The organism is Wenxinia marina DSM 24838, from assembly GCF_000379485.1.
Lineage (GTDB): Bacteria > Pseudomonadota > Alphaproteobacteria > Rhodobacterales > Rhodobacteraceae > Wenxinia > Wenxinia marina.
The window spans coordinates 45,112-66,234 of the sequence record NZ_KB902280.1; the positions used below are offsets into that span (position 1 = coordinate 45,112).

Consider the following 21,123-nt stretch of genomic DNA (forward strand, 5'->3'; position numbering starts at 1 on the left):
TCTGGGTCGGCGTTCGGATAAGGTCGGGCCGGGGCAAGGCACGACGGTCAAAAAACGTCATTACGGGCAAGGAGGCACGGTGTCGTCGTGAGCGAAGACATGGCCGAGGCCCCTGTCCGGCTGGAGCGGCTGGAACGGGCCATGCGGGCGGCGGAAATCGGGGTCTGGGACTGGGACCTCGTCACCGACGCCTTCGACTATTCCCCGTCCGCCCGCGACATCTTCGGCCTGCCCCCGGAGGGGCGCCTCTCGATCGAGGACATCCGCGCGCTCGTCCACCCCGAGGACAGCGAGGCCACCCGCGCCGCGACGGGGCGCGTGCTGGACCCGCTGCTGCGCTCCACCGAAACCTACACCTACCGCATCCGCCGCGGCGATACCGGTGACCGGCGCTGGATCAGGGCGCGCGGGCTGGCCGAATTCTCGGGCGACGGCCCGGACGCCCGCGCCGTGCGCTTCACCGGCACGGTCGAGGACATCACCGAGGCCGAGGAGACGCGCCGCGCGCTGGCGATCAGCGAGGCGCGGCTGCGCATCGCGCTCGACGCGGCGGCGATGGCGGTCTGGGACCTCGACATCGAGAGCGACACCCTCGTCGCCGGGCCCGAGCTGAAGCGGCTGTACGGATTTCCGGAGGACTCCGATCCGACGCCCGCCGACCTGCGCGCGACCTACGCCCCCGGCGAGGCCGAGCGGCTGGAGCGCGAGAATGCCGAGGCGATGGCGCGGGGCGACACCTCGATCCAGACCCGGGTGCGCCACGTCCTCGGCGACGGGACCGAGCGGGTGCTCACCGTCCGCGCCGCCCTGGCGCCCGACGACGGCTCGGGACGCAGGCGGGCGATCGGCGTCGTCTTCGACGTCACCGACCAGGTGGCGAACGAGGAACGGCTCGCGACCATCGCCCGCGAGCTGCGGCACCGGATGAAGAACATGGTGACGATGGCGGGCGTCCTCGCCGGGCGGACCTGGCCGCGGGACGAGGCGCACGCGACCTACGTCGACCGGCTGCGGGCGATGGGCGCCTCCGCCGACCTGATGTTCGGCGCCGAGGACGGTCTCAGCGTGCCGCTCGTCGATATCGTCGACCGGATCCTCGCGCCGTTCCGCCGCCCGGGCAGCGACGGCATCGCGATGGACGGGCCGGACATGACGCTGCCCGAGCGGACCGCCTCGGGCCTGGCCATGGTGCTGCACGAGCTCGGCACCAACGCGACGAAGCACGGCGCCCTCAGCCGCAACGGTGGCGAGGTCCGGGTGGCGTGGAGAGAGACGCCGCGCGGCCTGCGCCTGCACTGGACCGAACGCGGCGGCCCGACGGTCTGCCCGCCGGCCGGCGACGGCTTCGGCATGGTGCTGCTCCGCCGGGCGGCGCTGCCATCGCCGCACGAGGTGTCGGTGACGTTCGACCCGGCGGGCCTGAGCGCCACGATCGACGTGGTGCTTCAGCCGATGTAGGCGCGCAGGGTCGCTTCGGTCCCGTCCCGCCACAGGGCGGTCAGGGCCGCCTCGAAGGCAGACGCGAACGTCTCGTCGTCCTTGAGGTCGCCGTAGACGTCCGACAGGCTCAGCCACTCGCGCGGGGCCTCCTTCGCCGCCCGGGCGCGGGCCTGCAACTTGTCCCAGTTGGGATCGTTCGGCGCGGTCTCGGCCCCGCTCTCGGTCGTGCCATGGCAGTAGCGGCACCACAGCGCGCTCTCCAGCGCGAGCCCGGCGACGGATCCGCCGCGGGCGAGGGCGTCGCGGATCGCGGGCACCACGAACTTCGGCTGACGATTCGACCCGTCGAGGCAGAGGCGGCGCACCGTGTCGCCGATCTTGGGATTGGCGAAGCGGCGCTGGATCAGCGCGAAATAGTCGGACGTGTCGGTGTCCGGCACCGGCGGCACGCCGGGAATGATCTCCTCGCGCTCGACCTTTTCCAGGAAGGCGGAGACGAGCGGATGCTCCATCGCCTCGTGGACGAAATGCACGTCGAGGAGGCCCGCCGGGTAGGCGATGACCGCATGCCCGGCGTTGAGAATGCGCAGCTTCATGATCTCGAACGGCACGACGTCCGGGACGAACTGCACGCCGACCTCTTCCAGCGGCGGGCGGCCGGCGGGGAAGTCATCCTCCAGCACCCACTGGGTGAAGCCCTCGCAGAAGACCGGCCAACCGTCCTCGATGCCCCACTCGTCCCGGCAGATCTGCCGCTCGCGGTCGGACGTGGCGGGCGTGATCCGGTCGACCATGCCGTTCGGGAAGGCGACGTTGGCCGCGATCCAGTCGGCGTAGGCCGGGTCGGACAGCCGGGCGAGGCCGGTCAGCGTGCCGCGGGTGACCTCGCCGTTGTGGGGGATGTTGTCGCAGCACATCACGGTGAAGGGCGCATGCCCGGCGTCGCGGCGGGCGCGCAGGCCCTTCAGGATCAGGCCGAACACCGTCTTCGGCGCGTCGGGGCTGGCGGCATCGGCGACGATGGCCGGGTGACCCGGGTCGAACCGGTCGCGGGCATCGAGGAAGTAGCCGCCCTCGGTCACGGTGAGCGAGACGATGCGGATCGCCGGGTCGGCGAGCCGGGCGGTGATCGCCGCCACGTCGGCGACGGGCAGGTAGTCGATCATGGAGCCGATGATGCGCGCGTCGCTGCGCCCCGCCTCCTGCTCCACCAGCGTCGTCAGCCAGTCCTGCGCCCCCAGCACCTCGCGCGCCCTGGCATCCCCGGGCATCACGCCGGCGCCGACGATGGCGAAGTCCTGCCCGAGCCCCTTCGCAAACAGCGCGTCGAGATAGGCCGCCTGGTGCGCCCGGTGGAAGTTGCCGACCCCGAAATGCAGGATGCCGGGGGTCAGGGCCGCCCGGTCGTAGCCGGGGGCGGAGACGCCCGCGGGCAGCTGCCGCAGGGCCGCGTCGGTCAGTCGGATCGCCATGTCGGCCTCTCTTCAAGCTGTCGTGTCTGTGCGCACCGGGTCGGCGGCTCAGGCGATGCGCAGCCCCTTGTCGTCGAACCGGTGGATGCGCTCGGGCTGCGGCGTCAGGTACACCTTGTCCCCGTGGTGCAGCCCCACCTCGCCGCCGGCGCGGACGGTGATCGGCTCCTTCATGCCGTCCACGTGGACGTGGAAGAAGGTGTCGCTGCCGAGATGCTCGGAGACGCCGACGGTGCCCTCCCACGTCCCCGCCTGCGGCGAGACGTCGATGTGCTCGGGCCGGATGCCGATGGTCCTGGCGCCGTGCTTCGCCGCCTCGGCCCCGTCGATCAGGTTCATCTTCGGCGAGCCGATGAAGCCGGCGACGAACAGGTTGCGCGGCTCGCGGTACAGGGTCAGCGGCGAGCCGACCTGCTCGATGTTGCCGGCGCGCAGGACGACGATCTTGTCCGCCATCGTCATCGCCTCGACCTGGTCGTGTGTGACGTAGATCATCGTCGTCTTCAGCCGCTCGTGCAGCTCGCTGATCTCGAGCCGCATGCCGACGCGCAGGGCGGCGTCGAGGTTGGACAGGGGCTCGTCGAACAGGAACGCCGCCGGCTCGCGCACGATGGCGCGGCCGATGGCGACGCGCTGGCGCTGGCCGCCGGACAGCTGGCCGGGGCGGCGTTCCAGGTAGTCGGTGAGGTTCAGCACCTTGGCCGCGTTCTCGATCCGGCGGTCCTGCTCGGCCTTGTCGATGCCGGCCATGCGCAGCGGAAAGGCGATGTTCTTGCGCACCGACATGTGCGGGTACAGGGCGTAGGACTGGAACACCATCGCCAGCTTGCGCTTGGCCGGCGGCGCCTGCGTCGCGTCCTCGCCGTCGATCCGGATCTGGCCCGAGGACACGTCCTCCAGCCCCGCGATCAGCCGCAGCAGGGTGGACTTGCCGCAGCCCGAGGGGCCGACGAAGACTACGAACTCGCCGTCGTCGATGGTGAGGTCCAGCGGCGGGATGACCTCGACCTCGCCGAAGCGCTTGGTCACTTTGTCGAGCGTGATGCGTCCCATGCGAAGTCTCCCTTACTTCACGGCGCCGAAGGTCAGGCCGCGGACGAGCTGTTTCTGGCTGAACCAGCCGAGGATGAGGATCGGCGCGATGGCCATGGTCGAGGCCGCCGACAGCTTGGCGAAGAACAGCCCCTCGGGGGACGAGTAGCTGGCGATGAACTTGGTCAGCGGTGCCGCCGACACGGTGGTCAGGTTCAGCGTCCAGAACGCTTCGTTCCAGGCGAGGATGATGTTGAGAAGGACCGTCGACGCGATGCCGGGGATCGCCATCGGCGTCAGGATGTACAGGATCTCGGACCGCAGGGTCGCGCCGTCCATCCGCGCCGCCTCGAGGATGTCGACGGGGATTTCCTTGAAGTAGGTGTAGAGCATCCAGACGATGATCGGCAGGTTGATGAGCGTCAGCACCCCGATCAGCAGAATGTAGCTGTCGTACATGTTCAGCCACTTGGCGATCAGAACGATCGGGAACAGGACGCCCACCGCCGGCAGCATCTTGGTCGACAGCATCCACATCAGGATGTCCTTGGTCCGCCGTCCGGGCACGAAGGCCATCGACCAGGCGGCGGGCACCGCGATCAGGATGCCGACGGCGGTGGAGCCGACGCTCAGGATCACCGAGTTCCAGAGGAACCGGAAGTAGTCCGAGCGGTCCTGCACGATGCCGTAATTCTCGGTCGTCCAGTCGAAGAAGAACCAGACCGGCGGATCGGCGATGGCCGTCGCCTCGGTCTTGAACGAGGTGAGGATGATCCAGAGGATCGGAAAGAAGATGATGAGGCCGACGATCCAGGCGAGGACCGTCCAGAGGGCCTTCTTCTGCGGCGTGACGGCGCGGGCCATGTCAGACGCTCCTTTCCGGATTGGGTGAAACGGTCGCCCCGTGGTGGCGCCCGTCCCGGGCCTGACCCGGGACCTCGATCGGCCGGGGGGCCACGGCGAGGTCGCGCTCCCCCGGCGCGAGGCCCCGGCTCAAGGCCGGGGCGGGCTCCCGGCTCAAGGCCGGGGCGGGCTCCCGGCTCAAGGCCGGGGCGGGTGTCCTGCGGTCACGCATCGAGGTTCTTCCCCACGATCCGCATCAGGAAGATCGCGACGATGTTGGCGAGGATGACGGCGATGATGCCGCCGGCGGAGCCGAGGCCGACGTTCTGGCTCTCGATCACGCGCTGGTACACCAGGTAGGTCAGCGTGCGGGTGCCGAAGGCGCCGTTCGTGGTGACGAAGATCTCGGCGAAGATCGACAGAAGGAAGATGGTCTGGATCAGGATCACCACGGTGATCGCGCGGGCCATGTGCGGCAGGATGATCCACAGGAACCGCGAATAGCCGGGCGCGCCGTCCATCTCGGCCGCCTCCAGCTGCTCGCTGTCGAGGGACTGGATCGCCGTCAGCAGGATCAGCGTCGCGAACGGCAGCCACTGCCAGCTGACGATCAGGATGATCGAGAACAGCGGCAGATCGCTCAGCCACGAGATCGGCTCGGCCCCGAAGAACTCCCACAGGTGCGCCAGGAGGCCGTTCACCGGGTCCATGAACATGTTCTTCCAGACCAGCGCGCTGACCGTCGGCATCACGAAGAACGGCGCGATGACGAGGATGCGGACGATCCCCTGCCCCCAGATCGGCTTGTCGAGGAGCAGCGCGAGGGCGACGCCGCCGACCACGGTGATCGCGAGGATGCCGCCGACCATGACGAGGGTGACGAGGATCGAGTCCAGGAAGGCCGAGGACGTCAGGAAGCTGGTGTAGTTCGACAGCCCGACGCAGCAGTCGAAGGCGCCGCGCATCGGCCGGTAGTCAAGCACCGAGAAATACAGCGTCATGATGAGCGGCACGAGCATCCAGACGAGCAGGACGAACACGGCCGGGGCCATCATGAGACGGGCGGCGGAACGGGAATGCTGGGTGGCCATCGGCGCCTCCTCCATGCGCGAGGGCGGGACGTTGCCGGTGGCGCGGGCCGCCGGTGGACCGGAGGGGCGGGGGAGGTCCGCCCTCTCCGGAGGATGGGGTCAGTGGGATCCCATCGTTCTGGTGAATCGCCCGCGAAAGGCGCCTCCGTCGGGAAGGATCGGCCGCCCTCGTCGGGGGCGGCCGGCCGGGATCAGTAGCCCGCGGCTTCCATCTCGTCGGTGGTGATCTCCTGCGCCGAGGCGAGGGCCTCTTCGGCGGTCATCTGACCGGCGAGCGCGGCGGAGAATTGCTGGCCCACCTGGGTGCCGATGCCCGCGAACTCGGGGATCGCGACGAACTGGACGCCGGTGTACGGCACCGGGTCGACCGCCGGGTTGGTCGGATCGGCCGCGTTGATCGAGTCCAGCGTCATCTGCGCGAACGGCGCGGCGGCGAGGTACTCCTCGTTCTCGTACAGCGAGGTGCGGGTGCCCGGCGGCACGTTCGCCCAGCCCTCTTCCGAGGCGACGAGTTCGGTGTAGCCCTGGCCCGTGGCCCACGAGATGAACGCCTTGGCCGCGTCGACGTTGTCGGACGAGGAGGGGATGGCCAGCGACCACGCCCACAGCCAGTTGCCGCGCTTGCCCAGACCGTTGTCGGGCGCCAGAGCGAAGCCGACGCTGTCGGCGACGGTGGAGTCGGTCGGGTTCGTCACGAAGGACGCGGCGACGGTGGCGTCGATCCACATGCCGCACTTGCCCTGCTGGAACAGCGCCAGGTTCTCGTTGAAGCCGTTGTTCGCCGCGCCCGGGGGACCGTAGTTGGTCATCAGGTCGAGGTAGAAGTTCAGCGTGTTGGCCCAGGCCTCGCTGTCGAACTGGGCGTTCCAGTCCTCGTCGAACCAGCGGGCGCCGAACGAGTTGCCCATGGCGGTCAGGAACGCCATGTTCTCGCCCCAGCCGGCCTTGCCGCGCAGGCAGATGCCGTAGATTTCGGCCTCTTCGTCGGTCATGGCCTCGGCGGCCTGGCGGATGAAGTCCCAGGTCGGCGCGTCCGGCATCTCGAGTCCGGCCTGCTCCATCAGATCGGTGCGGTACATCACCATCGAGCTCTCGCCGTAGAACGGCGCGGCGTAGAGCGTGCCGTCGACGGTCAGGCCGCCGGCGATGGCGGGCAGGATGTCGCTGGAATTCCAGTCCTCGGCCATGCCCTCGTCGAGGGAGACCAGCCAGTCGTTCGCGCCCCAGATCGGAACCTCGTAGGTGCCGATGGTGATGACGTCGTACTGGCCGCCGCCGGTGGCGATGTCGGTCGTCACGTTCTGGCGCAGCACGTTCTCCTCCAGCGTCACCCACTCGAGGGTGATGTCGGGGTACTGCGCGGTAAAGTCGTCGGTCAGGCCCTGCATCCGGATCATGTCGCCGTTGTTCACGGTCGCGATGGTCACGGTGCCTTCCTGCGCGGCGGCGAGGGTGCCGACGGCGCACAGCGCGGAGGCGCCCAGAAGGGCGCGGATGGTGGTGGTCATGAAGTCCTCCCGGTCTTGAGCATCTGGCTCTAGTGAGCATTTGCTTCGCTCACGGGCAGATTACCGGCAGCAGTGACCCTGTGTCAATTGCCCATCGCGCGGGCAGTCGTCGCAAAGGTGCGGCTTGGCGCACAACGGCGCATTCGCCGGTGCACGGGCTGTGCACGGCGGTGCAAGGGCGGTGCACCGGCCTCTCAGGCGTCGAGTAGCGCCTCGGCGGTGGTCTCATCGGTGGTGAGGGAATCGATCAGCCGGCCGCGAATCGCGGCGCGGATCGCCGGCAGCTTGGACAGGCCCTGAGCCGCGCCCATCGTCATCCGCGCCCGCCCCACATCCAGCTCGACCGAGCAGACGCGGCGCACGATGTCGTCGTCGAGGATCTCGCCGTTCCGGTCGTAGACCCAGCCGAGGATCTCGCCCACCGCGCCCTTGGCGCGCAGGCGGTCGACGTCCTCCTGCCCGATGAACCCGTCGAGCAGGATCGGGGCGTTCGCGCTCATCATCCCGATGCCGACGAACCGCGCGTCGGTCTGCGCCGACAGCGCGCTCGCCGCCGACAGGGTCTTCTGCCCCAGCAGCGTCTTCCGCTCCTCCACCGAGGCGGCGATGACTGGCAACGGCATCGGAAACGTATGCGCCGTCACCTTGTCGGTGATGGTGAAAAGCACGTTGTAATAGGCGGTCGAGCCGTCCGCGGCGATGTTGCCGGTCAGCGAGACGATGCGGTGGCGGGCGCAGTCGATCTTCGGCATGTGCTCCACCGCCGCGCGCAGCGTCCGCCCGGTGCCGAGGCCGATCGTCTGCGGATCGGGCCGCAGCAGCCACGCCTCGATCCGGTCGCCCACCGCGCGGCTGACCGCCAGCGACGAGGCCGCGTCGCCGGCGAGCGACGGCACGATCTCGCACTCGGTGAGGTCGAACCGGTCGCGCAGGCGCTGGGCAAGGTCGAGGCAGCGCGAGATCGGGTGGTCGATCCGCACCTTCACCAGCCCGGCCTTCATGGCCTGGCTGACGAGGCGCTGCGCCGACTGGCGCGACACGCCCATGATCTCGGCGATCTCGTCCTGGGTCTTGCCGGCGACGTAGGACAACCACGCCGCGCGCGCCGCTTCGTCCAGCCGCCGTGCCTGCCGATCCACCGTCACGACCCCTCCTCCGCCTGAGACGGGACTATCGTTCATCGGCGGGAGCCAATCAAGCAGGATGCTCGCTGCACGGGCAAACGCTCACTTTCTGCGGTGCAGCATTGCTCACGCAGCGAGCGAAAGCCCGAGCAACTCGCGGGCCTGCTGCCACGTCGCGACGGGCCGCTCGTACTGCGCGCAGATTTCGGCGGCGCGCTTGACGAGGGCCGCATTCGACGGCGCCAGCGTCTCGCGGTCGATCCTGACGTTGTCCTCCAGCCCCGTCCTCGCATGTCCGCCGGAGGAGATGGCCCACTCGTTGAGGACGATCTGGTTCGGCCCGATCCCGGCCGCACACCAGGGCGCGTCCTCGCCGAACAGGCGATGCACGGTGCGGATGTAGTAGTCGAACACGTCCCGGTCCGCCGGCATCGCGTTCTTCACGCCCATCACGAACTGCACGTAAGGCCGGTCGGCGGTCTGCCCCGCGTCCCACATCGCCTTGGCCTTGAGGATGTGGGACAGGTCGAACGCCTCCACCTCCGGCTTGACGCCGTAGGTGACCATCTCGGCCGCGAGCCAGTCCACCAGGTCCGGCGGGTTCTCGTAGACCCGCGTCGGGAAGTTGTTGGAGCCAACCGACAGCGACGCCATGTCGGGCCGCAGCGGCAGCATACCGCCCCGCGCCTGCCCGGCGCCCGAGCGGCCGCCGGTGGAGAACTGGATGATCATGCCGGGGCAGTGCTTTTCCAGCCCCTCCTTCAGGCGCGCGAACTTCTCGGGATCGGACGACGGCGTCTGGTCGTCGTTGCGGACGTGGGCGTGGACGATGCTCGCCCCCGCTTCGAACGCTTGTTGCGTCGACTCCACCTGCTCGGCCACCGTGATCGGGACCGCGGGATTGTTCGTCTTGGTCGGCAGCGATCCGGTGATCGCGACGCAGATGATGCAGGGCCTGCCGGCGATGTCGGTCATACGTCGAAGAACACCGTCTCGCCCTCGCCCTGCAGGCGGATGTCGAAGCGGTAGACCGGCATGCCGTCCCGCACCTCCCGCGGCGCGACCAGCGTCTTGCGCCGCCCCTCCCACTCGATGAGGTTCAGGACCGGGTCGTCCGCGTTCGCCGCGTCCTCGTCGCCGAAATACATCCGGGTATGCAGGCCGATGTTGATCCCCCGCGCCACGATCCACAGGTTCAGGTGCGGCGCCATCGGCCGGCCGTGGCGGCCCATCACGGCCCCCGGCTTCACCGTGTCGAAGCGCCACTCGCCGCTCTGGAAGTCGGTGACCGAGCGGCCCCAGCCGCGGAAGCCCTCCTCGACCTCGCCCTCGTGCTCGGGGTGCGCGTAGATGCCGGCGGCGTTCGCCTGCCACACCTCGATCAGGGCGTCGCGCAGCGGCGTGTCCATGCCGTCGATGATCCGCCCCTCGACGCGGATGCGCTCGCCCTTTGCGTTCGGCCCGGCGATGTCCAGCCCCAGGTCGTGGTCGAAGATCTCGATCCCCGTCGCCAGCGGCGCGAGTCCGATATGGACGTACGGTCCGGCGGTCTGCGAGGCCGTCTCGCGCAGGTAGTCCAGCTTCTGCGACATCAGTTGCCCTCCATCCGGTTCTCGAACATGGTCGAGCGCCGCCCCCGCAGCACCACGTCGAACTTCCACGCGATGGTGTCCAGCGGGATCGTCGCGTTGAGGTCCAGCGCGGCGGTCAGCTGCTCCACCGCCGACTTGTCGGGGAGCGTGGCGATGATCGGGCAGTGCGGGATCAGCGGGTCGCCCTCGAAGTAGAGCTGGGTGATCAGCCGCTGCACGAAGCCCGAGCCGAAGACCGACATGTGGATGTGCGCCGGCCGCCACGAATTGACGTAGTTCCGGAAGGGATAGGCGCCGGGCTTGATGCTGCGGAAGCAGTAATAGCCGTTCTCGTCCGTCAGCGTCCGGCCGCAGCCGCCGAAATTGGGGTCGAGCGCGGCGAAGTAGGTGTCCTTCACGTGCCGGTAGCGGCCGCCGGCGTTCGCCTGCCAGATCTCCACCAGCGTGTTCGGCACCGGGCGCCGGTTCTCGTCCAGCACCCGGCCGTGCAGCAGGATGCGCTCGCCGATTGCCGTCTCGCCGTCGGCCGCGTAGTTGGTCAGAAGGTCGTTGTCGCCGGGCGCGATGTCGCCCTGCCCGAAGGTCGGTCCGGTGGTCTCGGACGCCGAATTCTCCAGCGAGATCAGCGAGAACCGGGGCGATCGGGCGACCGACGTCTTGTAGACCGGCGTCAGGGCCGGCGGATGCAGGCTCCGGTCCCTCTGATAGAACTCGCCCAGTTTCGCCATCGGCCGACCCCTCCCTCATTTCGTGTCCGCGGAAACAGTTCTGCGCTGCGTCGCCGGCATTTGCAATGCACCGACACCCCGGAACCGGGGCGGCGCCGGCGCGCGTTGACGGCCCGTATGCACACGAAAGGGTGAGCCATGGCATCGCGCGCCGTCTGGAAAGGGCAGCTGAGGCTGTCGCTGGTCTCGATCCCGGTCGAGATGCACTCGGCCCACAAGTCCGGCTCGCGCGTGTCGTTCCGGCAGATCCACGGGCCCTCGGGCAAGAAGGTGCGGTACGAGAAGACGGTGCCGGGCGTCGGGCCGGTGAAGGCCGAGGACATCCTCAAGGGCTATGAGGTCGGCAAGGACGAGTACCTGCTGCTGGAACCCGACGAGATCGACGCGCTGAAGCTCGAGACGAAGCGCACGCTGGAGCTGGTGCAGTTCGTCGGCGTCGCCGAGATCCCGCCGATCTACTTCGACCGGCCCTACTACCTGATCCCGTCCGACGAGATGGCCGAGGAGGCGTACCGCGTGGTCCGCGATGCCCTGCGGCAGGCGCAGAAGGTCGGCCTTGGGCAGGTGACGATGCGGGGCAAGGAATACCTCTGCGCGATCCGCCCCTGCGGCGACGGCCTGCTGCTGGAGACGCTGCACTACGCCGACGAGATCCGGAACGCCGAGCCGCTGTTCTCGGAGATCGGCGACGAGGCGTCGGACGACGAGCTGCTGGACGTCGCGACGCAGCTGATCGATCGCAAGACCGGCCCGTTCGAGGCGGACGCCTTCACCGACCATTACGACGCCGCGCTGCGCAAGCTGATCGAGGCCAAGCGCAAGGACAAGGACGTGCCCCGCGCCCTGACCGAGGGCGAGGGCGACCGGCCGAAGGGCGGGAACGTGGTGGATCTGATGGGCGCCCTGAAGGCGAGCCTCGCGGACAAGGACGCGGCGCCGTCGAAGTCGCGGGCGTCGTCGAAGTCGTCCGGGGCGAAGTCGTCCGGAGCGAAGTCGTCGGGGACGACATCCTCGGGGGCGAAGTCCTCCGCGTCCAAGTCGTCGACCGCCAAGTCCTCCGCCTCGAAATCGTCGTCGAAAAGCGCGACCTCCAAATCCTCGACCGCCCGCCAGAAGAAGAGCGCCTGACCCATGGGCGCGCTCGACCGCTACATCGCCAAGCGGAACTTCGACCGGACGCCCGAGCCGATGGGCGGCGACACCGCGCCCGGCCCCGCGCCCCGCTACTCGATCCAGAAGCACGACGCCTCGCGACTGCATTTCGACCTGCGGCTGGAATGGGAGGGGGTGCTGCTGTCCTGGGCGATCACCAAGGGGCCGTCGCTGAAGACCTCCGACAAGCGGCTTGCGGTGCGGACCGAGGACCACCCGATCGACTACCTGACGTTCGAGGACGTGATCCCCGAGGGTTACGGCGCGGGCACGGTGATGCTGTGGGACGTCGGCCACTGGCAGCCGCTCGACCCCGTCCCCAAGGGGCTGAAGAAGGGGCACCTGCATTTCGCGCTGCACGGCCAGCGGCTGACGGGGCGGTGGAACCTGATCCGCATGAAGACGGACGACAAGGGCGACAACTGGCTTCTCATCAAGGAGGACGACGAGGCCGCGGGCCGGGCCGACCCGGTGCGGCGCTGGACGAAAAGCGTCTCGACCGGACGGACGATGGCGCAGATCGGCAAGGGCGGCGACGTGGTGCCTCCGGCCGAGCGCAAGGGGAAGGCGCCCGGCTTCGCCGAGCCGCAGCTGGCGACGCTCAGCCGCGTGGCGCCGCGACAGGTCGAGGGCCGCTGGCACGAGCTGAAGTTCGACGGCTATCGCACGCTCGTCGCGCTCGGCGAGGGCGGGCCGAAATTCTGGACGCGCAACGGCCACGACTGGTCCGACCGCTTCGCCGCCCTGATCCCGTGGTTCGACGCCCTGCCCTGCGACACGGCGCTGATCGACGGCGAAATCGTGGCGGGCGCCGGCCTGCACGGCTTCGGCACGCTGCAGAAGGTCATCAAGGCGGGCGGGCCCTACACCTTCCACGCCTTCGACCTGCTGTCGCTGGACGGCAAGAGCCTGGAGAAGCAGCCCCTCAAGGACCGCCGCGCGGCGCTGGAGAAGCTGCTGAAGGAGGTCGTCCCGCTCGGCGCGTTGCAGCTGTCGCCTCTGATCGAGGGCGACCCGGTCGCGCCGTTCGAGGCGGTCTGCGGCGCCGGCGGCGAGGGCCTCATCTCCAAGCGCATCGACGCCCCCTACCGGCACGGCCGCAGCGACGACTGGCTCAAGCTGAAATGCGAGCGGCGGGACGAGTTCGTCGTCGTCGGCTGGCAGAAGTCGGACAAGAAGGGCCGGCTTTTCGCCTCTCTGGCGCTCGCCACGTACGAGCAGGGCGAACTGGTCTATCGCGGCAAGGTCGGCACCGGCTGGGACGCGCAGACGATGGACGACGTGATGGCGGCGATGCGACCGCTCGCGCGCAAGACCGCCCCGGTGGAGGTGGAGCGGGCGGAGGCGAAGGACGTGACGTGGATCACGCCCAAGCTGGTCGCCGAGATCCGCTATGGCGAGATCACCGGCGACGGCCGCCTGCGCCACCCGGCCTTCATGGGCCTGCGGCAGGACAAGGCGGCGGACGAGGTGACGGCCGGCAACGACATCGCGGAGGTGCGCGAGGTGACGGACAGGGATCGCGTGGAGGTGGCGGGCGTCGGGGTCAGCAGCCCGGGCCGCGTCGTCTATCCGAAGGCGAAGAAGACCAAGCTCGACGTCGCCCGCTACTACGAGGCCATCGCCGACCGGATGCTTGTCGAGACGGCGAATCGGCCTCTGTCCCTGGTGCGCCTGCCCGAGGGGCTGGAGGGCGAGCGGTTCTTCCAGAAGCACGCCGGCAAGGGCTGGCCCGATGCGCTCAAGGACGTGGCGATCGAGGAATCGAATGGCAAGACGGCGGACTACATGTACGTCACCGACGCCGCCGGCCTCGTGGGCGCCGCGCAGATGGGCACCATCGAGTTCCACCTCTGGCCGGCGCACCGCGACCGGCTGGACCGGCCCGACCGCATGGTCTTCGACCTCGACCCCGACGAGGGGCTGGGCTTCGGCGAGGTGAAGGCGGCGGCGCGCGACCTGCGGGACCGGCTCGCGGACCTGGGGCTGGAGTCGGAGGCGATGGTCACCGGCGGCAAGGGCGTGCACGTGATCCTGCCGCTGCGCCGGACCGCGGGCTGGGACGCGGTGACGCTGTTCTCGCGGACGATGGCGACGCTGCTGGCGGAGGAAGAGCCGAAGCGCTTCGTCGCCACGATGTCCAAGGAGAAGCGCAAGGGCCGCATCTTCATCGACTGGCTGCGCAACGACCGCGGCTCCACCGCCGTCGCGCCCTTCTCGCTGCGCGCGCGCGAGGGGGCGCCGGTCGCGGTGCCGGTTTCGTGGGACGAGCTGGACGGCCTGGACAGCGCGTCCTCCTTCGGCATGGACGAGGGCCTGGAGCGGGACTGGCCTGCGGACCGGCCTGCGCCGCAGGGCCTGACGGCTGCCGTGGTGGAGAAGCTGGAGGCGTCGCTGCGCGAGACGTGATCGGCCAATCGGCGACGTCGGCACGATAAGGTTTGACCTGGAGCGGTCCTCCCTCGCAATATTCTTCCATCGCGCGGGCGTCGGTCGCCCCGCGGGTCCGGCCCCGGAGAAGGGCCGGGAGGGAGGAGACCGTGAGCCATTCGCCGGACGCCCCCGAGGGGGCGGCCCCGTCCATTCCGGCCCTGCTGAGGCGAAACGCGTCGCGCTACGGCGACCGTCCCGCCTATCGGGAAAAGGAATACGGGATCTGGCAGGAATGGACCTGGCGCCAGGCCCTGGGGGAGGTCGAGGGCCTGGCGCTGGGCTTTCTCGCGCTCGGTCTCGCCGAGGGCGACCATGTCGCCGTGATCGGCCGCAACCGCCCGGCGCTCTACTGGTCGATGGTCGCCGCGCAGATGTGCGGCGCGATCCCGGTGCCGGTCTACCAGGACAGCAGCGCCGAGGAGATGGCCTACGTCCTCGACCATTGCGGCGCGCGCTTCGTGATCTGCGGCGACCAAGAACAGGTGGACAAGGTGCTGGAGGTGCAGGAGGGCCTGCCCGTCGCGCAGTTGCTGTACCTCGACCCGCGCGGCCTCCGGAAGTACGATCACGGCAGGATGTGTTCTCTTGCGGAAGCGGCCGAAACAGCAGGCTCGCAGCGTGGAAAATTGCTCCTCGAGCTGGAGGCGCGTGAGGCGCGTCTCGGCCCCGATTCGACCTGCGTGATGCTCTACACCTCCGGCACGACCGGCCGGCCCAAGGGCGTCGTCCTCAGTAACCGCAACATCATCGAGACCGCCCGCGCGAGCTCGGAGTTCGACCACCTGCGCGCCACCGACGACGTGCTGGCCTACCTGCCGATGGCCTGGGTCGGCGACTTCATCTTCTCCATCGGGCAGGCGATGTGGACCGGGTTCTGCGTCAACTGTCCCGAAAGCGAGGACACGATGCTGACCGACCTGCGCGAGATAGGGCCGACCTACTTCTTCGCCCCGCCGCGCGTGTTCGAGAGCCAGCTGACGACGGTGATGATCCGGATGGAGGACGCGAGCCGGCTGAAGCGGCGGATGTTCGACCGGGCGATGATCTTGGCGCGCCGCGTCGGGCCGCGGCTGCTGGACGGGGAGCGGGTGTCGGGGATGGACCGGCTGCGCTACCGCATCGCGCAGGCGCTGGTGCTGGGGCCGCTCAAGAACACGATGGGCCTCAGCCGGATTCGCGTCGGCTACACCGCGGGCGAGGCGATCGGGCCGGAAATCTTCGACTTCTACCGGGCGCTGGGAATCAACCTCAAGCAGCTCTACGGCCAGACCGAGGCGTCGGTCTTCATCACCCAGCAGAAGGACGGCGAGGTGCGGTCCGACACGGTCGGCACGCCGACCCCGGGGGTGGAGCTGAGGATGGCGCCGTCGGGCGAGGTGTTCTACCGCTCGCCCGGCGTGTTCCAGACCTATTACAAGAACCCCGAGAGCACCGCCTCGACCAAGGACGCCGAAGGCTGGGTGGCGACCGGGGATGCCGGCTTCATCGAGGACGGGACCGGGCACCTGCGGATCATCGACCGCGCCAAGGATGTGGGGAAGATGGCATCGGGCGCGTTGTTCGCCCCGAAGTATGTGGAGAACAAGCTCAAGTTCTATCCCAACATCCTCGAGGCGGTGGTCTTCGGGAACGGCCGCGAGACCTGCGTCGCGTTCCTCAACATCGACCTCACCGCCGTCGGCAACTGGGCCGAGCGGAACAACGTCGCCTATGCCTCCTACCAGGAGCTGAGCCAGAACCGGCAGGTCCTCGACATCCTGCAGGGCCACGTCGAGGCGGTGAACGAGAGCCTCGCCGGCGACGAGATGCTGTCCGGCTGCCAGGTCCACCGCTTCCTCGTCCTGCACAAGGAGCTGGACGCCGACGACGGCGAGCTGACGCGGACGCGCAAGGTGCGGCGGCGGATCATCGAGGAGAAGTACGCCGACCTGATCGACGCGCTCTATGCCGGCCGGGACAGCGTCTACACCGAGACGGAAGTCACCTACGAGGACGGGCGCAAGGGCAGCATCAAGGCGACACTGGACCTGCGGGACGCGAGGGTCTGGCCGGTTGGCGAGTCGCGCAGGGTGGCGGCGGAATGAGTGCCCTGCCCGCCGCCGGGCCGGAGGCCGCGCCCAGCCGCCCCGTCCTGATGGAGCTGAAGAACATCACCCTGCGCTTCGGCGGGGTGGAGGCGATCAAGGACATCTCGTTCGACATCCGCGAGGGGGAGATCCGGGCGATCATCGGGCCGAACGGGGCTGGCAAGTCCTCGATGCTGAACGTCATCTCCGGCTTCTACCATCCGCAGGAGGGCGAGGTCTGGTTCCGGGGCCGGCGGCGGCCGGCCATGAAGCCGTACCAGGTCGCCCGCCTCGGCATCGCCCGGACGTTCCAGAACATCGCGCTGTTCGACGGGATGAGCGTGCTCGACAACGTCATGACCGGGCGCATCACCCACATGAAACGTGGGATCTTCGCGCAAGGCGTCTGGAAGGGCCCGGCGGAGCGGGAAGAGGTCGCGAACCGCGAGGCGGTGGAGCGGATCATCGACTTCCTGGAGATCCAGCGCATCCGCAAGACGCCGGTCGGCCGCCTGCCCTATGGCCTCAAGAAGCGGGTGGAGCTGGCACGGGCGCTGGCGGCGGAGCCGAAGCTGCTGCTTCTCGACGAGCCGATGGCCGGCATGAACGTCGAGGAGAAGGAGGACATGAGCCGCTTCATCCTCGACGTGAACGACGAGTTCGGCACCACCATCGCGCTGATCGAGCACGACATGGGCGTGGTCATGGACCTCTCCGACCGCGTCGTGGTGATGGATTACGGCCGCAAGATCGGCGACGGCACGCCGGCCGAGGTGCGGGCGAATCCCGAGGTGATCGACGCGTATCTGGGGGTGGCGCATGACTAGGAGCCCGGCATGAGCGCTGATTTCCTCTACGGCGTCGAAGTGGTCCTGAACGGGCTGATGGCGGGGGTACTGTATGCGCTCGTCGCGCTGGGGTTCGTGCTGATCTACAAGGCGTCGGGCATCTTCAACTACGCGCAGGGCGTGATGGCGCTGTTCGCGGCGCTGACGCTGGTCGGGATCATGGACGGGCAGGTGCCGTTCGGGCACCTGATCAACGCGATCTTCGGCACCGACCTGCACGGGTTCGGCTGGACGGTGCCGGCCTTCGCGGCGATCCTGCTGACGATCCTGGTGATGATCCTCTTCGCCTGGTGCGTGCACACGTTCGTCTTCCGCCACCTCGTCGGGCAGCCGCCGATCATCCTGTTCATGGCGACCATCGGGCTGGCCTACTTCCTCGAAGGCGTCGGCGACCTGATGTGGGGGTCGGACATCAAGACGCTGGACGTCGGCCTGCCGCAGGGGGCGTCGCTGTGGATCGAGGACTCGACCGCGTTCCTCGGCGGCGACGGGTTCTACGGCTTCTTCATCGACCGGCTGGACGTCGCGGCGACGCTGGTCGCGGCGGTGCTGGTCGCCGCGCTGGTGCTGTTCTCGCAGTACACCAAGCAGGGCCGGGCGATGCGGGCGGTGGCGGACGACCACCAGGCGGCGCTGTCGGTGGGCATCTCGCTCAACTTCATCTGGTGGCTGGTCTGGTCGCTAGCGGGGTTCGTGGCGCTGGTGGCCGGCATCATGTGGGGGGCGAAGTCGGGCGTGCAGTTCTCGCTGTCGCTGATCGCGCTGAAGGCGCTGCCGGTGCTGATGCTGGGCGGCTTCACGTCGATCCCGGGCGCCATCGTCGGCGGGCTGATCATCGGCGTGGGCGAGCAGCTGTTCGAGTACCTCGTCGGCCCGTCCATCGGCGGGGCGACCGAGAACTGGTTCGCCTACGTGCTGGCGCTGGCGTTCCTGGTGGTGCGGCCGCAGGGCCTGTTCGGGGAGCGGATCATTGAGCGGGTTTGAATTTAGAAATGTGGTGAAAATGCTTAGAGAGGCATCAATGCAGATTTATCGTAGTACGTGGTCGATCTCGTCCAGAAAACTTAAGGCTCTAGCTGCTGCTGCGGCCTGCATACCGGTAGGCTCGTGGGCACATGAGTTCGACAGTCTCGAAATTGCATCGTTCAGCCGTTCGAGTGACAGATATCTTGAAATCCTGCTGCAAGATACTGTCGCAGGACGCAGAATTATATGCGCGGCCTACAACGATTCGGGCGAACTAATCGCTTCGGACACCCAAATTACAGACAATCTCGCCACCAGCGTCTTGATCCGCTACTCGGGCAACGATGCGGCGACCGCTCGTTGCGTCTTCAATGACTAGCAGGGCCTTGTTGCGATGATCTACCGCGAGGCCGGGGACTTCAAGACGAACTACGTCTCGGACGGGCAGACCTTTCCGCTGCGGTTCGACCGCTGGGCCTATGGCCTGCTGCTGGCGGTGGCGTTCCTGGTGATCCCGTTCGTGATCGACGATTACTGGGCCAACGCGGTCTTCGTGCCGTTCCTGATCTACGCCATCGCGGCGATCGGGCTGAACATCCTCACCGGCTATTGCGGGCAGGTGTCGCTGGGAACCGGCGGCTTCATGGCCGTGGGCGCCTACGCCGCCTACAAGCTGATGACCGCCTTTCCGGACGTGCCGTTCCCGGTGCACGTCGTCCTCGCGGGCGGGATCACGGCGGCGGTGGGGGTGCTGTTCGGCCTGCCGTCGCTGCGGATCAAGGGCTTCTACCTCGCCGTGGCGACGCTGGCGGCGCAGTTCTTCCTCGTCTGGCTCTTCAACAAGGTGCCGTGGTTCTACAACTACTCCGCCTCCGGCCAGATCAGCGCACCCACGCGCGAGGTGTTCGGATGGGCGGTGACGGGACCGTCGGCGACGCCTGCGGCGAGCTACCTCATCTGCCTGATCTTCCTGACCGTGCTGGCGCTGATCGCGCGGAACCTCACCCGGGGCACGACGGGCCGGACCTGGATGGCGATCCGGGACATGGACATCGCGGCCGAGATCATCGGGGTGAACCCGCTGACGGCGAAGCTGTCGGCGTTCGCGGTATCCTCGTTCTTCATCGGGGTCGCGGGGGCGCTGTTCTTCGCGGTCTATCTCGGCGCGGTCGAGGTGGGCAGCGCATTCGGCATCCAGAAGTCGTTCCTGGTGCTGTTCATGATCATCATCGGCGGGCTGGGCAGCATCTTCGGCAGCTTCGCGGGCGCGGCGTTCCTGGTGCTGCTGCCGGTGCTGCTCAAGGCGATCGGGGTCGACATGCTGGGCTGGCCCACGGACATCGTGGCGCACATCCAGCTGGTGATCGTGGGCGCGCTCATCATCCTGTTCCTGGTGCTGGAGCCGCACGGGCTGGCGCAGCTGTGGCGGGTGACGAAGGAGAAGCTGCGGCTCTGGCCGTTCCCGTATTGACGGCGGACCCACCATACGACGGCCCTCCGGAGGAGGGAGGGCCGAAACAACGAAAGGGAGGAGACGACGATGAAGACCAAGACTCTGGCAGCGGCGGCCGCCGCGAGCCTTCTGGCGACCTCGGCGCTGGCCGATCTGGTGATCCCCGATCTCAGCTACCGCACCGGCCCCTACGCCGCGGGCGGCATCCCGTTCTCGGACGGCTACCAGGACTATTTCGAGCTGCTGAACCAGCGCGACGGCGGCATCGGCGGCGAGCCGATCCGGGTGATCGAGTGCGAGACCGCCTACGACACCGAGCGGGGCGTCGAGTGCTACGAATCCACCAAGGGCGAGGGCGCGCTGGTCTACCAGCCGCTGTCGACGGGCATCACCTACCAGCTGATCCCTAAGACCGCCGAGGACGGCATCCCGATGCACACGATGGGATACGGGCGCACCTCGGCCGCGAACGGCGCGGTGTTCCACAACATCTTCAACTACCCCGCCAACTACTGGGACGGGGCCAGCGTCATCGTCAACTACCTCCTGGACCAGAACGAGGGCTCGCTCGACGGCAAGAGGATCGCCCTGGTCTACCACAACTCCGCCTACGGCAAGGAGCCGATCCCGACGCTGACCCAGCTGAGCCAGGACCTCGGCTTCGAGCTGATCGAGATCCCGGTCGACCATCCGGGGCAGGAGCAGAGCTCGCAGTGGCTTCAGATCCGGCGCGAGCGTCCGGACTACGTGGTGATGTACGGCTGGGGCGTGATGAACCAGGTGGCGATCCAGGAGGCGGCCAACATCCGCTACCCGATGGACCAGTTCATCGGCATCTGGTGGTCGGGCGCCGAGCATGACGTGACGCCGGCCGGCGCCGCCGCCGACGGCTATCTCGCCGCCAGCTTCACCGGCCTCGACGACTTCCCGGTGCTGGACGAGATCCAGGAACTGGTGATCGACGCCGGCCACGGCGCGGGCGACGGGCAGAGCATCGGCAACGTGCAGTACATCCGCGGCATGTACGCCGCGATGCTCGCGGCCGAGGCGATCCGCACCGCGCAGGAGCTGTCGGGCAACACCGACATCACCGCCGCCGAGATGCGCGACGGGATGGAGGCGCTCGAGGTCACGAACGCCACGATGGAAGCCTGGGGCGCGCCGGGGATCGGGCCGGAGTTCTCTGTCAGCTGCCAGAACCACGGCGGGCCGGGCCGCGGCCTGATCGTGCGCTGGAATGCGTCGGAAGGGTCGTTCGAGCCGGTCAGCGACTGGATCGACGCCGACCGCGCCGGCGTAATCGACCCGCTCATCGTGTCGGACAGCGAAGCCTATGCCGCCGAGGCCGGCATCGAGGCGGGCTGCGAGTAGCGCC

General features: G+C 68.5%; 17 protein-coding genes. 8 read left to right on the top strand and 9 right to left on the bottom strand.

The genetic code is table 11. The annotated features are described in order from the left end of the window. Positions 1 to 87 precede the first annotated feature (87 nt). The gene (locus tag A37W_RS0105030; protein ID WP_156169097.1) at positions 88 to 1,458 is read left to right on the top strand and encodes a sensor histidine kinase; all 1,371 of its coding nucleotides are present in this window, start codon (positions 88 to 90) and stop codon (positions 1,456 to 1,458) included. Here A37W_RS0105030 and A37W_RS0105035 read toward each other — a convergent pair. The 9 genes from A37W_RS0105035 to pcaH form a co-directional block, all read right to left on the bottom strand. Continuing rightward, positions 1,446 to 2,912, bottom strand: a complete 1,467-nt coding sequence (locus tag A37W_RS0105035) for a mannitol dehydrogenase family protein (RefSeq protein WP_018301935.1) — start codon at positions 2,910 to 2,912, stop codon at positions 1,446 to 1,448. The genes A37W_RS0105030 and A37W_RS0105035 overlap by 13 nt on opposite strands. 48 nt (positions 2,913 to 2,960) lie before the next feature. After that, positions 2,961 to 3,965 (bottom strand): ABC transporter ATP-binding protein, encoded by a 1,005-nt coding sequence (locus A37W_RS0105040; RefSeq protein WP_018301936.1) that lies wholly within the window; start codon positions 3,963 to 3,965, stop codon positions 2,961 to 2,963. Positions 3,966 to 3,977: 12 nt separating this feature from the next. Beyond that, entirely contained in the window at positions 3,978 to 4,808 is an 831-nt protein-coding gene (locus tag A37W_RS0105045; RefSeq protein WP_018301937.1) for a carbohydrate ABC transporter permease, read from the bottom strand. Between the two features lie 203 nt (positions 4,809 to 5,011). Beyond that, complete coding sequence (locus A37W_RS0105055) at positions 5,012 to 5,878, bottom strand: carbohydrate ABC transporter permease (protein WP_018301939.1); 867 nt, start codon at positions 5,876 to 5,878, stop codon at positions 5,012 to 5,014. Between the two features lie 191 nt (positions 5,879 to 6,069). Beyond that, a complete protein-coding gene (locus tag A37W_RS0105060; RefSeq protein ID WP_018301940.1) occupies positions 6,070 to 7,386 on the bottom strand; it encodes an ABC transporter substrate-binding protein in 1,317 nt (438 codons plus the stop codon). A 194-nt stretch (positions 7,387 to 7,580) separates the two neighbouring features. After that, on the bottom strand, positions 7,581 to 8,531 hold the full coding sequence (locus tag A37W_RS0105065; protein WP_018301941.1) for a sugar-binding transcriptional regulator: 951 nt from the start codon (positions 8,529 to 8,531) through the stop codon (positions 7,581 to 7,583). A gap of 105 nt (positions 8,532 to 8,636) precedes the next feature. Beyond that, complete coding sequence (locus A37W_RS0105070; protein WP_018301942.1) at positions 8,637 to 9,485, bottom strand: 3-oxoadipate:acetyl-CoA acetyltransferase; 849 nt, start codon at positions 9,483 to 9,485, stop codon at positions 8,637 to 8,639. Continuing rightward, on the bottom strand, positions 9,482 to 10,102 hold the full coding sequence (pcaG, locus tag A37W_RS0105075; protein ID WP_018301943.1) for a protocatechuate 3,4-dioxygenase subunit alpha: 621 nt from the start codon (positions 10,100 to 10,102) through the stop codon (positions 9,482 to 9,484). Before pcaG ends, A37W_RS0105070 begins: the two co-directional genes overlap by 4 nt. Next, a complete protein-coding gene (gene pcaH, locus A37W_RS0105080; RefSeq protein WP_018301944.1) occupies positions 10,102 to 10,830 on the bottom strand; it encodes a protocatechuate 3,4-dioxygenase subunit beta in 729 nt (242 codons plus the stop codon). The genes pcaG and pcaH overlap by 1 nt, the downstream gene beginning before the upstream one ends. 138 nt (positions 10,831 to 10,968) lie before the next feature. On the opposite strand from pcaH, the gene ku reads away from it, so the two are divergent. The 7 genes from ku to A37W_RS0105115 all read left to right on the top strand — a co-directional run bounded on the left by ku (position 10,969) and on the right by A37W_RS0105115 (position 21,119). Then, entirely contained in the window at positions 10,969 to 11,958 is a 990-nt protein-coding gene (gene ku / locus A37W_RS0105085) for a non-homologous end joining protein Ku (RefSeq protein WP_018301945.1), read from the top strand. Between the two features lie 3 nt (positions 11,959 to 11,961). After that, positions 11,962 to 14,391, top strand: coding sequence for a DNA ligase D (gene ligD / locus A37W_RS0105090; protein WP_018301946.1), 2,430 nt, complete (start codon positions 11,962 to 11,964; stop codon positions 14,389 to 14,391). A gap of 131 nt (positions 14,392 to 14,522) precedes the next feature. Continuing rightward, positions 14,523 to 16,499, top strand: a complete 1,977-nt coding sequence (locus A37W_RS0105095) for an AMP-binding protein (RefSeq protein WP_018301947.1) — start codon at positions 14,523 to 14,525, stop codon at positions 16,497 to 16,499. Further along, entirely contained in the window at positions 16,496 to 17,308 is an 813-nt protein-coding gene (locus tag A37W_RS0105100; protein ID WP_018301948.1) for an ABC transporter ATP-binding protein, read from the top strand. The genes A37W_RS0105095 and A37W_RS0105100 overlap by 4 nt, the downstream gene beginning before the upstream one ends. A gap of 9 nt (positions 17,309 to 17,317) precedes the next feature. Continuing rightward, a complete protein-coding gene (locus A37W_RS0105105; protein WP_018301949.1) occupies positions 17,318 to 18,313 on the top strand; it encodes a branched-chain amino acid ABC transporter permease in 996 nt (331 codons plus the stop codon). 376 nt (positions 18,314 to 18,689) lie between these two features. Beyond that, positions 18,690 to 19,766, top strand: coding sequence for a branched-chain amino acid ABC transporter permease (locus A37W_RS0105110; protein WP_018301950.1), 1,077 nt, complete (start codon positions 18,690 to 18,692; stop codon positions 19,764 to 19,766). A gap of 69 nt (positions 19,767 to 19,835) precedes the next feature. After that, entirely contained in the window at positions 19,836 to 21,119 is a 1,284-nt protein-coding gene (locus A37W_RS0105115) for an ABC transporter substrate-binding protein (RefSeq protein WP_018301951.1), read from the top strand. Positions 21,120 to 21,123: the final 4 nt, after the last annotated feature.